This window comes from Campylobacter rectus (genome assembly GCF_004803795.1).
GTDB classification, from domain to species: Bacteria; Campylobacterota; Campylobacteria; order Campylobacterales; family Campylobacteraceae; genus Campylobacter_A; species Campylobacter_A rectus.
Window position 1 is genome coordinate 1,372,541 of sequence record NZ_CP012543.1, and the last position, 15,434, is coordinate 1,387,974.

General features: G+C 45.0%; 9 protein-coding genes. 1 reads left to right on the forward strand and 8 read right to left on the reverse strand.

What is annotated here, in order from left to right:
- Nucleotides 1-515: 515 nt before the first annotated feature.
- On the reverse strand, nt 516-3,827 hold the full coding sequence (locus CRECT_RS06390) for a bifunctional aconitate hydratase 2/2-methylisocitrate dehydratase (protein ID WP_171992695.1): 3,312 nt from the start codon (nt 3,825-3,827) through the stop codon (nt 516-518).
- 250 nt (nt 3,828-4,077) lie between these two features.
- Here CRECT_RS06390 and CRECT_RS06395 point away from each other — a divergent pair, with 250 nt between their 5' ends.
- Nucleotides 4,078-4,539: a methylated-DNA--[protein]-cysteine S-methyltransferase gene (locus CRECT_RS06395; RefSeq protein WP_002945836.1), complete on the forward strand. Its 462-nt coding sequence runs from the start codon at nt 4,078-4,080 to the stop codon at nt 4,537-4,539.
- 489 nt (nt 4,540-5,028) lie between these two features.
- Here CRECT_RS06395 and CRECT_RS06400 read toward each other — a convergent pair whose 3' ends face one another.
- From CRECT_RS06400 to CRECT_RS06430, 7 genes are all read right to left on the reverse strand, one after another.
- On the reverse strand, nt 5,029-5,457 hold the full coding sequence (locus CRECT_RS06400; RefSeq protein ID WP_002945846.1) for an EamA family transporter: 429 nt from the start codon (nt 5,455-5,457) through the stop codon (nt 5,029-5,031).
- Nucleotides 5,458-5,974: 517 nt separating this feature from the next.
- Complete coding sequence (locus tag CRECT_RS06405) at nt 5,975-7,945, reverse strand: methyl-accepting chemotaxis protein (RefSeq protein ID WP_002945855.1); 1,971 nt, start codon at nt 7,943-7,945, stop codon at nt 5,975-5,977.
- Between the two features lie 282 nt (nt 7,946-8,227).
- Nucleotides 8,228-10,783: a molybdopterin-dependent oxidoreductase gene (locus CRECT_RS06410; protein WP_002945860.1), complete on the reverse strand. Its 2,556-nt coding sequence runs from the start codon at nt 10,781-10,783 to the stop codon at nt 8,228-8,230.
- A gap of 113 nt (nt 10,784-10,896) precedes the next feature.
- Nucleotides 10,897-11,475 carry a hypothetical protein gene (locus tag CRECT_RS06415; RefSeq protein ID WP_002945877.1) on the reverse strand — a complete coding sequence of 193 codons (579 nt, stop codon included), beginning with the start codon at nt 11,473-11,475 and terminating at the stop codon, nt 10,897-10,899.
- Nucleotides 11,476-11,574: 99 nt separating this feature from the next.
- Entirely contained in the window at nt 11,575-12,306 is a 732-nt protein-coding gene (locus CRECT_RS06420; RefSeq protein WP_002945869.1) for a response regulator transcription factor, read from the reverse strand.
- A gap of 98 nt (nt 12,307-12,404) precedes the next feature.
- A complete protein-coding gene (locus CRECT_RS06425) occupies nt 12,405-13,484 on the reverse strand; it encodes an ATP-binding protein (protein WP_002945868.1) in 1,080 nt (359 codons plus the stop codon).
- The gene (locus CRECT_RS06430; RefSeq protein ID WP_002945847.1) at nt 13,474-14,496 is read right to left on the reverse strand and encodes a bifunctional 3,4-dihydroxy-2-butanone 4-phosphate synthase/GTP cyclohydrolase II; all 1,023 of its coding nucleotides are present in this window, start codon (nt 14,494-14,496) and stop codon (nt 13,474-13,476) included. The genes CRECT_RS06425 and CRECT_RS06430 overlap by 11 nt, the downstream gene beginning before the upstream one ends.
- Nucleotides 14,497-15,434 lie beyond the last annotated feature (938 nt).

Here is a 15,434-nt window from a genome sequence, read left to right on the forward strand (position 1 = left end):
AGTGAAAATTCTCCTCGCTCGCAGCCCCAAAGCAAGCAAACAAGAAGCGATCGGCTCAAATTTGCGCCCGCTTTCATCCGTAAAATTTACGCTTACGTTTTAGCGGGTTGTCGTCAAATTTAACCGTTACGGCCGCGAAATTCGCATCCTATCGCTCTTGTTTTCAGCCGCTTGCGGGAGTTTCGGGTTTTTATCATTAAATTTACGCACCGAATTTTCATAGTTTGTTACGCCGCCTCAGCCCTATAAAAAGCAAAACTTACGATAAAATCAAACCCGATCCCGCAAACAAGCAAAATGCGTAAAGCAACCAAACCTCGCAAGCGATATCGCCAAAACCGCAAACAAGACCCGCAAAAGCGGCCTAACGACAAAACCGCACGAACTCCGAGTGCGCTCGCGACAAAATCTCTTTAGCAAATGCGGGCAAAAAGCCGATTTGTCTCCAAAAAACCATACGCAAAAGCCGCACAAACAAGCTCGGTGCACAAATCGGAGCACTCTTTTGCGAAACTTTAAATTTTAAAATTTTCTATCTCGTTAAAATTTAGATACCGATAAATTTGCGCCTCTTTGCCCGCAAGCTTTTGGGGTACGATGTTCATATATTCGCTCACGCCGGGTAGCCTGCCCAGCACGGCGCAAACGGCCGCTAGCTCGGCGCTGCCTAGATACACGCGCGCGCCCATACCCATGCGGTTATCAAAATTTCTCGTCGAGGTCGAAAACACAGTCGCGCCGTCATTCACGCGGGCTTGGTTACCCATACAAAGCGAGCAGCCGGGCACCTCCGTGCGAGCGCCTACTGCGCGGAAAATATCGTAGTAGCCCTCCTTTTCGAGTAGCGCCTGATCCATCTTGGTAGGCGGCGCGATCCAGAGTCTAGTAGGCAGCGTTCCAAGCCCCCGCAGAGCCTCGCCCAGCGCGCGGTAGTGGCCGATATTGGTCATACAGCTACCCACAAACACCTCGTCGATCTTATGCGGGCGCGAGCTATCGGCTAACACTTCGCTCAGGGTCGCGACGTCATCTGGGTCGTTCGGGCAGGCTAGGATGGGCTCTTTTATCTCGTCCAAATTTATCTCGATCACCTCGGCGTAGCGCGCGTTTTTGTCGGCTCGCAGCAGCTCGGGCGCCGCCAGCCACTCGCGCATTTTCGCCGCGCGGCGCTCCAGGCTCGCCCTACTCTCATACCCGGCCTCTATCATCGCCTCGATGAGAGCGACGTTTGAGCGGACGTATTCGCAGACGCTCTGCTGGCTCAAATTTACCGCGCAGGCCGCCGCAGAGCGCTCGGCCGAGGCGTCGCTTAGCTCAAAGGCTTGCTCGACTTTTAGCTCCTCCAGCCCCTCGATTTCTAAAATTTTACCCGCAAATACGTTTTTCTTGCCCTTCTTTTCGACGGTGAGCAGCCCGCGCTTGATCGCGTAGTAGGGGATCGCATTTACCAGATCGCGCAGCGTCACGCCCTTTTGTAGCCGCCCGCTAAATCGCACGAGCACGGAGCCTGGCATATTTAGCGGCATAGCTCCGGACACCGCCGCAAACGCCACCAGTCCGCTGCCCGCAGGGAAGCTCACGCCGATAGGAAAGCGCGTATGAGAGTCGCCGCCAGTGCCCACGGTATCGGGCAAGACCATGCGATTTAGCCATGAGTGTATGACGCCGTCGCCGGGCCTTAGGCTCACTCCGCCGCGCGAGCTCATAAATTTAGGCAGCGTCTTTTGCGTTTCAAGGTCGCTGGGCTTTGGATAGGCCGCCGTGTGACAAAAGCTCTGCAGCACGAAATCAGCTGAAAATCCAAGACTAGCTAGCTCCTTGATCTCGTCGCGCGTCATCGGCCCGGTGGTGTCCTGCGAGCCTACGGTTAAAGTCGCGGGTTCGCAGTACTGCCCGGCTCTAACGCCCCCCACGCCGCAGGCCTTGCCCACGATCTTTTGAGCTAGCGTGTAGCCCTCGCTCTCGTTCGTTTGCGGCTGCGCGGGTCTTGCGAATATATCCTCCGCGCCTAAATTTAGCGCCGCCCTAGCCTTAGCGCAAAGCGAGCGGCCGATGATGAGCGGTATGCGCCCGCCCGCTCTAATCTCGTCAAATATAGTGTTTGGCGAAAGCGTAAAACGAGCGACCGGCTCGCCTTGAGGTTTGGCGTTTTTACCGTCTGAGATATCGTCTCCGCCGTATCTATCGTCAAATTCCGCGGCAAGATCGCCTTTGCTTTTTTCGCTTGCAAATTTCTTCGCCGCCTGTCGGTTTTGAGCTGAAATTTGAGAATTTTCGCCGTTTTTTTTGTTTAAATTTTGCAAATTCGACCTGTTTTGCATATTTGCGATTTTTTTAGTAAAAGTATCCGAATATGTTAAATTTGATCTCAAATTTGACGAAATCACAGAGCCGTCAAATTTCTGCGACTTTTCAAATTTTTCCGCATTGCAAGTTAAATTTTCGCCGCTTTTTTTGCCGTCCGCACCGCCGCGCTCGCCATCAAATTTTCCGTAGTTTTCGCTAGCCAAACCCTTTTTCGTCCCGTCGCTCGCAAATTTGATCCATTGCACGGATTTTTTATCTGCGATACCGACCGAAGCGTCCGCATGCGTCAAATTCGAGCTTAAATTTAAACCCGATTTTGACGAGATCTCCGCATCGTTTGCTTTTTCCAAATTCGTCCGTTCATCGGCATAAGCACCCAAATTTACGCCGTCTGCATCGCTGTTTGCAAATTTACCGCCGTTTTCGCAACCGCAAATTTCAACTCCGTCAAATTTACCCTCGGCGCTCAAATTTACCCGCCCGACGCAGAAAATCTCGCCTGCATACGGGTAGATATCGACGACATCGCCCGTTTCTAGCGCGCTCGCGTCGGCTACGATCGGCAGCGCGCCGCTATCTTCGGCGGTATTGAAAAATATCGGCGCGATCGCCGTGCCTATCACGATGCCGCCGGTTTTTTTGTTCGGCACGCCCTCTATCTCGCGCCCGAGGTGCCACTGGATGGAGTTTATGCCGCTCTTTCGGCTGCTGCCAGTGCCCACGACGTCGCCCGCGTAGACGACCTCAAGTCCGCTTTTTTTAAGCTCGCCGATCGTTTCCAGACTGCCTGGCTGACGCTTAACGAGCATCGCATTTGCGTGCAGCGGGATGTCTGAGCGCGTGTAGGCCTCGCCGGCCGGGCTTAGATCGTCGGTGTTGGTTTCGCCGGCGACCTTAAATATGACCGCTCTAATGCGTCGCGGTAGGCTCTCGCGCGCCTTAAACCACTCCGCTTCCGCCCACGAGCGCAAGACTTCGAGCGCAAATTTATTGCTTTTGGCAAGTTCTGCCACGTCGTTAAAATAATCATGCACGAAAATCGTCTCTTTTAGCGCGTTACAGGCGGCCTGCGCTATGGCCTCGTCGGCGTTTTTTAGACTTTCAAGCAGCACGATAACGCTGTATCCGCCCAGCATCGGTCGCAGCAAATTTACGGCGGCGATTTTATCGATTCCGCTTATAACCAGCCCGTGATTTATAATCTCGTTTAAAAACTCCGTCTTTACCTTTGCCGCGTTGTCTACGCCCGGATTTACGCGATTTGCGAGTAAATTTATGAGCCGCTTTACCCTCTTTTGATTTTCGTTTAGCTTTGCTGCAGTCTTCGCCTCACCTTCACTACCGGGTTCAAAAGCGGGTGCTCGGCCCGAGAGCAAACCTAGATACTCCCTCTCGTGCGCGCTTTCAAGCTTTAAAAGCTCGCAGACTTTTCTCGTTTGCTCCTCGTTTAGCGGCAACGGCGGCACACCTAAGGCCTCGCGCTCTTTTACGTGTTTTTCGTATTGCGTGAAAAAATCCATCCCTTTTCCTATCTTTTAAATTTACAAAGTCGTTTTGCTGCTTTTTATAATTTAAATTTTAATGAGCAAAAAGCTTTCGCCTCCAAATTTCGCGCTAAGCGGCATTAGCGAAGCCGAAATTTGGTAGGTAACTGCTTTGAGTGAGTTAAAATTTAAATTTTGCTATCGTCCTAAATTTGCCCAATTTTATCAAAAAGCAAAATAATTTGAAGTAAAATTCGCTCAAATTTTAAAATTTAAAGGAGCGAAGGTGCAAAAAGCGTATTTTAACTCGCCTATCGGCGTTTTGGAGATTTGCGGCGACGAGAGCGGAGTTTGCGAGCTAAATTTCGTGCGCGAGTTTATCTGCACGGAGGTAACGGACGCAAATTTAAAGCTCTGTTTAAGCGAGCTTGAAAGCTATTTTAAAGGCGAACTTAAAACCTTTAAAGCGCGACTAAACATCGGCGGCACGGCGTTTCAGAGGTGCATTTACGAAAATCTGCAAAAGATCGCTTACGGGCAGCGCGTCACATACGCCCGGCTTGCAGCGATGGCGGGGCGGCCGAAGGCGTTTCGCGCGGCGGGCTCGGCAAACGCGAAAAACCGCATACCCGTCATCGTGCCTTGCCACAGAGTGGTCGCCTCAAACGGCCTTGGCGGATACAGCGGCGGCAAGGGACTGGCGACTAAAATTTGGCTTTTGGAGCACGAAGCGAAGTATAAGGACTAATTTCGGTTTTTGCGTAACTCTTGCGCATAAAACGTAAAATCGGATGTAAATTTACGATCAAGAGGCGCAAATTTGACCCGAAACGACAAATTATCCACTAAATTTTTAAATTTAAGTCTTCTACAAAGCGCGAATTTGATAAAATTCGGGTTAAATTTGCCGCCGTTTTATTTGCGAAGATTACGTCGTTACCGAGTTTTGATATCGGTTCTACCCTTTATAAATTTCATCGACACACCGCTAATTTAGCAAAATCAAAACTCTAAATTTTACGCCAAAACCGCTTTAAGCCTTAGCGCGTTTCTTTAAATTATCTGCAAAAAAGCGATTTTAAAAACGACTTGCTTTGCGCCTAGATAAAGCGGATTTAGTAAGCTTTTAGGCAAAATTTCGTTTAGTTTGATGACGTTTTCTAGCTAGCGGCACCAAAAATAGCGTTTTTAATATTTATTAGACGGTATAAATTTAACCCAATCAAATTTAGCGTAGCTATTTATCTGCAAAAACCAGCGTAAAAACGCCGCTAGCGATCAGCGCGATACCTAGCCACTCTCTGACGCTCGGGCGCTCGCCTAAAAACATAACCGCAAAAATAACGACCAAAACGAGACTAAGCTTGTCTATCGGCGCTACCTGCGACGCAGAGCCCATCTGAAGCGCTTTAAAATACGCCAGCCACGACGCTCCTGTCGCAAGTCCGCTAAGCGTCAAAAATAGCCAGTTTCGCGCGCTTAGCTCGCCCGGCGGCTGCCACTTTTTAGCATACGTGAGAAACAAAACCAGCGCCGCGGCGATAACGAGCGTCCTGATAAAAGTCGCGAAATTTGAGTCGATGCCCTCAAGCCCGACCTTAGCGAAAATCGCCGTAAGCGCGGCAAAAACCGCCGAAGCCAACGCCCACAAAGCCCATTCTTGCATATTTTATCCTTTTTTGGGATTATAGTAAATTTCGGGTAAATTTTAAATTTGACGCCGGGCTATAGCAAAACCGACGTTAAATTTTAAAAATAGATCGAAATTTGGCAAAAGCGCAAAGTTAAAAAGAGGGCAAATTTGCTCGCCCGTAAATCGCCGGATCGGGATATGGCGTAGTTCGCCGTTAGCTGTGAGCGCCGTAATGCCCGCGCGCGAAGACACGGCAAAGAGCCCACTTTGATCTTGGCGATCGCTTGTTCTGCGCTTAGCGGACTTACGATGGCGTAAACGTTATCTCCGCAAGCTAGCAATAAACGTAGCTAAAGTTACGGCATTTGCCCGCAAGACGCCAAAACGGCGCAAGCTAACGAAACTAAGACTATTTGTATTGATTTTCCTAAGTTTAAGATGCGCGATGATACCAAAAGGCGGGGTAAATTTATAAAAGCGGACAAATTTTTGTCAAACCCAACCAAACCCAAGAGTGCAAATTTAACCTGCACCCTTGATTCGGCCGGGATTAAAATTTATTCTTTCTTACGTCCGCTACGATTACCTTCGCCATATCGTCTATTTGTGCGGTGATGTCGTTGGTAGTGCTTACGATACCGATGTTTTGTTTCGTTATCTCGTCTATTTGAGTTACGCTTTGATTTATCATATTTATGCCTTCGCTTTGCTCTTTTATGCTTTCGCTCATTTCGTTGATGCTCTGGGCCAATACGTTAGCGTTGGCTTCTATCTCGCTTAGGGACTTTTGAGTTCTTTCGGCCAGTTTTCTAACTTCATCGGCGACGACGGCGAATCCTCTACCGTGTTCTCCCGCACGGGCCGCTTCTATCGCCGCGTTTAGAGCTAGGAGGTTGGTCTGATCGGCGATATCGCGGATGATGACGATGATGTTTTTGATCTCTTCGCTTTGTCTGGTTACGTCCTGAGCTTTTTGACTTATCGCATTCATTGAGCTGCTCATCTGCTCGACCGCAGCAGCGCTTTCTTGGATAGAGTCCGCTTGTTTATGGGCTCCTTGGGTTAGAGTTCTCATCGATTCTGCCAGCACTCTGGCTTTTTCTTCCAGGCTTTGAGCTTCGTTTAGGTTTTCTTTTAGCATATTGCTGACGGCAACGCCTGCGCTCTGTATACCCAAGATCATATCTTTTAGGTCGCTTTCCAGCTCCTCTTTTAGTTCGACCTTAGCAGTGTAATCGTTTTTGTTGTAAGAGTTTAGCACGCGCGCGATATCTTTTAAATTTGACGAGATCGAGCTAAAGAAGCGGTTTAGCAGGTCTTTTAGCTCAACGAGCGCAGGGTTATTGGGGTCTGATTTGATGGTAGCGCCCATATGGCCTTTGATCATTAGATTTGCGATACCGTTCATCTCCTCGATTAAAGCGCTGTCTTTTTTGATACCTTGGACTACTTTGTCGATATTTTCGTTTATCGCATGGCTCATAGCGCCAAATTCGTCTCGGGTGGCGACGTCTAGCTTTTCGGGAGCCTTAGCTACCTCATAGGTAACGAATTTAAACGTATCTTCAAGTTTTTCTTGGATGATTTTTATCGGGCTTAGGGATTTTTTAAGAAGCGTAAATACGATAACCGAAAGTATGACTATAAACGCTACGGCTAAAACTATTTGGGCTTTAAGCAAAGGCAAGGTGTTACTAGAAAAGGTATCCGCACCTATGGCTGCGACTACCAGCCATCCGTTTTCGTTTAGCTCTAAAATCTTAGCCGTTACGTTTTCGCCTTTGGGATTTACGTAAGGGATGAGGCCGTTTTTATCGAAATGTTTGTTTGTCAGTTTATCCGATACGGTCTTAGCAAATTCCGGCACTTTGCCTATAAGCCGCAAGTCGCTATGAACTAAAACGGAGCCGTCTTTATTCATCAGATAAACGTAACCGTGCTCGGTCTTGCCCATATCTAAAATCTTTTTGCTTAGGGCGTCGATTTTTAGATCTATCGCGGCTACGCCCTCAAATTTACCGCCCTCGTTTATCGGCACGGCGAAAGTCATAACCAAGGCTTGATTTATAGCGTCTACGTAAGGCTCGGTATATATAGCCTTATTAGCCGCTTTTGCCTGCATATACCAGTCGCGTTTGCGAGGATCGTAGTTATCGGCTTCGGGAGTGGATTTGGTGTTGTCGGACTGAAAATAGTGTCCGTCATCCTCTCTGCCGAAGTAAATATAGCTCACGATGGAATTTGCCTGCTCTTTTTCAAAGACCAGCACCTTTAGCAACTCATCCTCGCTATATCCGGCTTTTTGGATGTTTGCGCCCAGCTTCTTCACCAGATCGGTATAGTCTTTAAAAAACGAATCCGTAACGGCATTTACGTCTTTTAAAATTTGAGTCTGATTTTGGCTGACGAGCTCTATCACTTTGCTTTCGGCCATATAGTAGCTAACGGCCGAAACAGCGGCAAAAGAAATGACGAGCGAGATAATGAGCATCGTTGCTATTTTGTTTGTAATAGAACGCATTTTCTCTCCTTGAATTTTGTAGTTTTTAAATAAAAAATTTATTTTACTACTTTAAAAATTAAATAAAATTAAAATTTAGCATAAAACTGCGCTTAAAAAATAAAATCGGGTTTAAGTTTATCTGAGATATAAAGCGAGAAATTTAAAATTTACCCGGCAAAAGGCGGTAAAATTTAGCCCGAATTTTTGCAAATTCAGGCCAAATTGAAACGGAGACTTAACAAAATTTATACAAAGCCTCCGTCAAATTTAAAACTACGAATTTTACTTTGCGGCTCAAATTTAAACAAATTTCGGATCGCTAAATGCAGTTAGTTTAGGTGCTTCGCCTGTAAATTTCTCGATATTTACCAGAGCCGTATGAGCTATATTGCCGTTTGCAAGCTTGCTGGTTGGTATATCTATGGTTAGTGCGTTTGCAGAGCCGTTTTTGCAAAGTCCGTTCATATCAGGATCGTACCAAGCGCCCTCGCAAAGTCTTACGACGTTTCTTGATATGTTTTTAGTTACGACCGCACCGGCTAACGCCTCTCCTCTGGCGTTAAACACTCTTACCAAATCACCGTCTTTTATGCCAAGCTCTTTAGCGTCTTTTTCGTTTATCCAGATCGGTTCACGATTTGCCACTGCGTAATTGTCGCGGATGCTAGTATTGCTTAGCTGAGAGTGAAGTCTATCCGCAGGGTGAGCGCTTATCATATGGAATTTAGCAGGCTTGTCTTTCATACCCAGCCACTCGATAGGCTCAAACCACATAGGGTGAGCTTTGCAGTCGTCATAGCCCATCTTTTCGATAGTTTCTGAGTAAATTTCTATAAGACCTGACGGTGTTCCCAGTGCGTTTAAGATAGGATCTTCTCTAAATTCGCCGTGTCTTATCCATTGATCACTCTCCGGAGTAGAAGCAAATGTAACAGGTTCATTTGCCGCCCAGAATTCATTAAACGGTTTCATATCGGTTACTAGATCAGGTACTGAGATTACTTGATTATAAGCTGCGTCATAATACTCTTTGATCCAGTCAAATTCGTCTTTGCCGTTATCGGTATATGCTACGACTAGATTTTTAGCGTAAGCCTTGCAAAGATCGCTAAAAATTTGATAGTCGTCTCTTGACTCTTCAAATTTTTCAACCACTTGTTTCATAGGGACGATGTTCATATTTGAATAATCGCCCGTCATCGTGATATCGTTTCTCTCATAAGCCGTTGTGGTTGGGAACACGATATCAGCCATCTTTGCTGTCGGTGTCCAGTAAGGCTCATTTACGACGATGGTGCGAGGTTTTTGCCAAGCTTTTACAAGAGTGTTTGTATCTTGATGGTGGCAGAACGGATTGCCGCCGACCCAGTAGATAAAGTCTATATCGGGATATGTTATCTTCTTACCGTTGTGATCTATAACTTTACCAGGATTTAGCAATGCATCGGCTATCCTAGCTAATGGGAATACATACTCGGTTGCTTTTGAAAGCCAACTTTGACCAGTGCCGCTTGCCGCTACAGGTTTAGCTATGAAGCGACCATTTTTATCAAAGCTTCCCGTATTTGTACCGATAAATTCACCTTCTTCGTTGAAAAATCCTAAACTTGCGCTATTCATACCGCCGATTACTCCTCCCTTGCAAGTAGGAGCGCCGCCGTTTGAGTAATGATAGCTTAAGCCAAAGCCGCCGCCCGGAAGTCCGATTTGTCCTAGCATCGCAGCTAGAGTTACCATAGCCCAGTGAGGTTGCTCGCCGTGGTGAGCTCTTTGCATACCCCAACCGCTCATTAGCATAGTGCGGTTATTCATAAAGGTATCTGCAAGCTCTTTGATAAGAGACGCTTTAAGTCCGCAAATTTTGCTCGCCCAATCCAAATCTTTTGCCACTCCGTCCGTCTTACCTAGCAGATAAGGAAGGAATTTATCAAAGCCGACCGTATAAGTCGAGATAAACTCTTTATCGTATTTATCGCTTGTGTATAAGTAGTGCATCATACCAAGCATCATCGCAGTATCGGTATTTGGAAGCGGAGTTACCCACTGAGCCTTATCAAAATATTGAGCCGTCTCGCTCTTAATAGGATCGATGATTATTACTTTTTTGCCTGATTTTTTAAGCTCTTCAAGGTACTTAAAGCCTTGCTCATCAGTACTCGTCCAAGCTATCCTAAGCGTGTTTAGGGGGTTTGCTCCCCAGATAACGACTACTTTTGAGTGCTCAAGTATAAGCGGCCAGCTGGTTTGCTGCTCATAAACCTCAATACTTCCCATAACGTGAGGCATGATGACTTGGCTTGCTCCTGTGGAATAATCGCCAAGGTGTCCTACAAATCCGCCGCTTAAATTCATAAATCTATGAAGCAAAATTCTAGAATTATGCACGTTTCCACTTGATTTCCAGCCGTAGCTTCCTGCAAATACGCTTTGAATTCCTTTTTCTTTTCTCGTCTTTTTAAGCTCTCTGGCCACAAGCTTGATCGCGTCTTCATATCTTACCCTAACCCACTCGTCTTTACCTCTAAGTTCAGGTTTTGGATTGTTTGGATCCATCAGATAGCTTTTGCGCACCATCGGATATCTTATACGACTTTTATATACCATATCGGCGGTAAAATTTTGAAGCGGATTTGGTATATCGCTTGTCTTTTGGATAGGGTTTGAGCCGACAATCTTTCCGTCTTTAACCTCTACTTTTAGCATACCCCAGTGAGCTGCGGTATTTACCGTACCGTTTTTGACAAGGCCTGAATTTAACTCATCTGCAAGCAAATTCGTAGCTGCAACCTTTGAAATTAGCGGAGCTCCTGCTAAAAGTGCGCCGAATTTTAAAACATCTCGTCTTTGTCTGTTCATTTTTTCTCCTTATAAAAATATCTTTGTATCCTTAATCCGTCTCCAGCCTTCGTATCGCTTTGCGATATACTCAAGGCTATTCGCTTAGGCACAGACGCGAAGCAGTTCGCGTCTTACTTCGCTCCTGCGCTCACATCCGAAGAGTGTTTTTGTAAATACTGAGTGATGAGCCACTCATCTTTTTTATCTATAGCGGTTCTGCTAAGCATTGATTTTACAAGATTTGGCCATTGGTTTGCTTTGTAGTGGTCGGTCGCATGAGCTGTGTGGCAGATGCCACAGTTATCTTTATACATCTGATCGGCTCTTGCAAACATAGAAGAAACTTCATTTACAAATTCACCCTTAGGAGTGTAAGCGACAACTTCTACTTTGTCCCATTTGCCGTCTTTGCCCTTTTCAATCATCTTATAATCAATCTTTGCGGTCTTAGCAAAAGCCGCCGCTATGACGCGCTGTGAATCACTATAATAAATCACGTTATCTACGGCAGGATTTTTATACCCGCAAATTACTACTTTTACTCTATCGGAACCCTCCTCGGTTATTTTAACGGCATTAGTCGGAAGTAGTCTGCCTATGGACTTATTCGAAGTCGCATCTAAAAATAGCGGCTTAACAACATCGCTATAAACATCCCCCGATGCAAACAGCGAACAGGCTATCGTTGCTGACAATAATACTTTTTTCATATTTCTCCTTTGTCGTGGTTGTAGAGAAATTATAGATAAAAAGTATGATTTAAATATGATTTTTTATAAATATAAAAGATTAATTTATAAATTTAAGTTTTAGATATATTGGATACTAGTAACCGTTCTCACAGAAGGATCGTTGGATAAATTTAGTCTATAGCCGCTTCCTTGGCAGTTTTCTATCAGTTCGGGATAGAGTTTTTTACGTAGTTTATAAACAAAACTGCGTATCGCGTCGGGCGTGCAGCTTTCACCGCACCACACGTGGTTTTCTATCATTTCAAAGCTGACCATTTTACCGTTGTTTCTTAAAAAAAGATGAAGCAAATTTTGTTCTTTTTTTGTTAAGTTTATTTGAGCGCCGTTACAGGTAAGTTCTTTACTCAAAGCATTGAATCTAAAACCGTTTTTTAGGTCGATATCGGCAAAATCGTTCTTAAATTTATTAACCGCAAAACTCATTTGCATTATCAGCTCGCGCTTGTCAAACGGCTTTTTTAACACGCCGAAACTTCCAAGCTCGATAGCTTCAAAGATATTTTCGTCGCTGTCGTAAGCGGTAAGAAAAATAATAGGTACGTTTGCGTCGGACTGCCGTATCATAGACGCCATCTGCAAGCCGTTTATTCGGGGCATATTAATATCCGAAACGACCAAATTTATATCGTTTGAGGTAAAGCACTCCATAGCCTCTTGAGCGTTTTTGCAGTCAAAAACCTTTTTTACGTAACCTTCAATGGAGCTTTTTATCACGCTTCTTAAGTTTTCGTCGTCTTCGACTATGAGCAAATTTACGTTTTTTAAAATATTTTTGATCTTGTCATACATGTTCTAAGCTCTTTCTTTTTGCATTTGCCGATCGCTTACGATATCGTTACGTTATCATTAATGCTTCATTTCAACTTTATAAATTTAATATTTTTATCTTAAAGTATCTTTAAAAACAATGAGAATTGCGTCGGATTTTTAGCATTTTTAAGCACAAGCCTTCCTTTGAGCCGCTCTACGGCCAAAATTCGCGCTACATATAGGCCCATTCCCGTGCCCGTATTTTTTTTGGTAGTAAAAAACGGTTCGAAAATTTTATCCTTGTCACTCCTAACCCCTCTTCCGTTATCGCTGACATCGATACAAACCTCGTCTTTGCAGTTTTGCAGCTCTATGCGAATTTTAGGCTCGAATTCCATATCGCGGTGCGCCAAATCGATAAGCTCGTCTTTTGCATTCGCTAAAAGACTGATCAAAATCTGTTTGACGTAAGAAGCGACCGTATTAATGATAAAATCGCCTTCTTCGCATTTAAATTCAAGCAAAATCCCGTGAGCATTCATTTGGGGCTTAGTTATCAAAACAAGCTCTTTTATGATATTTTTTAGATCGACCGTGCTTAATTTGGTATCGTTTCTGTAAAAATTCCTAAAAGCGCCTATGGTTTCATCCATCAGCTTTACGCTGCTTTTGCACAAAGCTATATGCTCCTTGATACTTTTAAATTCGCCCGTCTCCACGCACTCTTGGATATTATCGAGCGAGAGCAGGATAGAGCTAAGAGGCTGACGCTGCTGGTGAGATATGGAGTTTATCATCTCTCCCATCGTTGCCATTTTGGCATGCGCGATAAGCATACGCTCATGCTCCATTTCCTTATATTCAAGCTCTTTTTCATGAGTTATATCGCTTAGCGTCACGATAAATCCGTCAAAATCCCGCCCGCTTTCAAGTATATTGGAGATATTCAGCCTTAGATATTTTGCATCTTTTCGTATCACGAAATCGGAAGTATTGCGTGATAAATTTTTTAAATACCCAAAGCTTTTAAGCGTTTTAAGTTCGGCAACCTCGCCGATCAAAGCGTTTAGTTTGGCGCCGCAATATTTCTTTCTTTCAAGGGCGAAAACGTGCTCGAATTTTTTATTGATAAATTTAACGATCCCATATTTATTTACGAGCAAGAAGCCTAAATTCGGCGTTTTTGCAAAGGCTCTTTCGACCTCGCTAAATGCCATAATCGCTCTTATAAGCTACGATATCAAGCCCAAAACCTTTTAAGGCTACGAATTCTTTATGCGTATGAGAGCTAAGAAGCTCAATCTCTTCAATGCCCAGTTTATGCAAAATTTGAGCTCCTATGCCGTAATTTTTGATAGCATTCTCGCAGCTTTCGTCGTCTTGCATAACTACCAAAACGCCTCCGTTTCGGCTCAAATATCTTATGGAGCCCATAAGATCTTCAAATTTTTTAGAGCTTAAAAGCTCGATATCTCGCATGATTTTATGGAATTTAACATTAGATTTTTTTGCAATTTCGCCAAAAACGTAAGCGTAGTGGCGATTTTTCTTATGATCGGTTATCTCGTATCTTACCGCATCAAAACCTGCGATCTTGGAAGGGTTATTGCTATTTATGCTTATCAAACTTTCGTGTTTGAGTCGGTACTCTACCAGTTCCGAAACGGAGATCATATTTAGTCCGAATTTCTTGCAAAACGCCTCCAGATCGGGCCTGCGAGCCATATTGCCGTCCTCTTTTACGATCTCGCAAATAACCGCCGCCTCGGTAATGCCCGCATATTTGCAAAGATCGACCGAACCCTCGGTATGCCCCGTGCGGCTTAACACGCCGCCTTTTTTGGCGATGAGCGGGAAGATATGCCCCGGGCGCACGAAATCCTCCGGTTTTGAGAGCGGATCGGCGGCTAGGCGGATCGTGACGTCTCGCTCATACGCGCTCACGCCCGTAGTCGTGCTCTTGGCGTCGATCGTGACGGTAAATGCCGTCTCGTGGCAGGATGTGTTTTTATCCACCATCAAATTTAGCTCAAGCCTCTTTGCGATCTCCTCGTTTAGCGCGAGGCACAGCACGCCTTTTGCGTGAGTGATGGCGAAATTTACCTTTTGCGTGTCGCTAAAAGCCGCAGCAAAAACCAGATCGCCCTCGTTTTCGCGATCCTCGTCGTCGACCATAACGACCATTTTACCGTTTCTGATATCGTTTATGGCTTGTTCTACCCTATCCATTGTTATTCCTTGTTTAAAATTTTGCAGTGATTATACATTTTTAGCTTTAAATTTAGCCTTTTACACGACACTCAGTCAAATTTGCGCGGGTATTTTGAGGCTACTTAAATACGACAAATACGATTTTTCGGTCAAATTTGAGCGCGAAAATCGGCTTGTAAAATTTTTGTTTAATATTTGCATAAATTTTTTACAAATTTGTAAAATTCGACGGCTTTTTTGAGAGCGTCCGCACCTTGAAAACGCGGTGTAAAATTTGCCGAAATTTGCCGTAAAGTCTTTGGCTAAATTTGATGCCGACCGCGCCGAAAGCGGCGATACGCGACTTAGCTACAACCTTTGCTTTAATTTAAAGGGCCGGCACGGCTTGAGACCGGGCATTTGATAAGGCAAACGGAGTTTTGCCGCCGCAAAATCTTAAATTTAAGGATGTCTTCAGACGAGCAAACACGGCACAGCTGCGCCTGGCGCGTGAAATTTATGCCGTTTGCATAACGGCAGCGAATTTAAACTAGCGTTTGATACGGCCGTTTTGCTATCGCATTTGCATTCCGTTTAGTTTAAATCCAGTCAAATTTTAAACAGCCCTTATATGTAAAATCTATTTTAACAAAAACGTATGGCGCTAAATTTTAGGGATTTTTACGAAAGCAGCGCATTTTAGACGGTAGCCGAACGAGTCGAATCGGCTTATTAAATTTTAGTTTTATGCGCTTGTTTGATGCAAATTTTGTTAAATTTTAGTGCCGACGCCCATTTATTTGTCGCGCTATTGCCGACATTTACGCAAATCCGCATCTAAACTCTTCGCCCGCATATTTTTCTCGCATTTTGACGGGCCGTTTCCGACAGACACCGTAGCAGCGTTTTAAGCGACTGTTTATTTACTCTTTTTTGACAAACGCTGCTTCTTGCGGCCGCTTTTTTGCAAAATTTAT

What these genes read in the sequence shown, in the direction of transcription:
- CRECT_RS06390 (WP_171992695.1), bottom strand. Translation starts at nt 3,827, where the DNA reads ATGGATTTTTTCACGCAATACGAAAAACACGTAAAAGAGCGCGAGGCC.
- CRECT_RS06400 (WP_002945846.1), bottom strand. Translation starts at nt 5,457, where the DNA reads ATGCAAGAATGGGCTTTGTGGGCGTTGGCTTCGGCGGTTTTTGCCGCG.
- CRECT_RS06405 (WP_002945855.1), bottom strand. Translation starts at nt 7,945, where the DNA reads ATGCGTTCTATTACAAACAAAATAGCAACGATGCTCATTATCTCGCTC.
- CRECT_RS06410 (WP_002945860.1), bottom strand. Translation starts at nt 10,783, where the DNA reads ATGAACAGACAAAGACGAGATGTTTTAAAATTCGGCGCACTTTTAGCA.
- CRECT_RS06415 (WP_002945877.1), bottom strand. Translation starts at nt 11,475, where the DNA reads ATGAAAAAAGTATTATTGTCAGCAACGATAGCCTGTTCGCTGTTTGCA.
- CRECT_RS06420 (WP_002945869.1), bottom strand. Translation starts at nt 12,306, where the DNA reads ATGTATGACAAGATCAAAAATATTTTAAAAAACGTAAATTTGCTCATA.
- CRECT_RS06425 (WP_002945868.1), bottom strand. Translation starts at nt 13,484, where the DNA reads ATGGCATTTAGCGAGGTCGAAAGAGCCTTTGCAAAAACGCCGAATTTA.
- CRECT_RS06430 (WP_002945847.1), bottom strand. Translation starts at nt 14,496, where the DNA reads ATGGATAGGGTAGAACAAGCCATAAACGATATCAGAAACGGTAAAATG.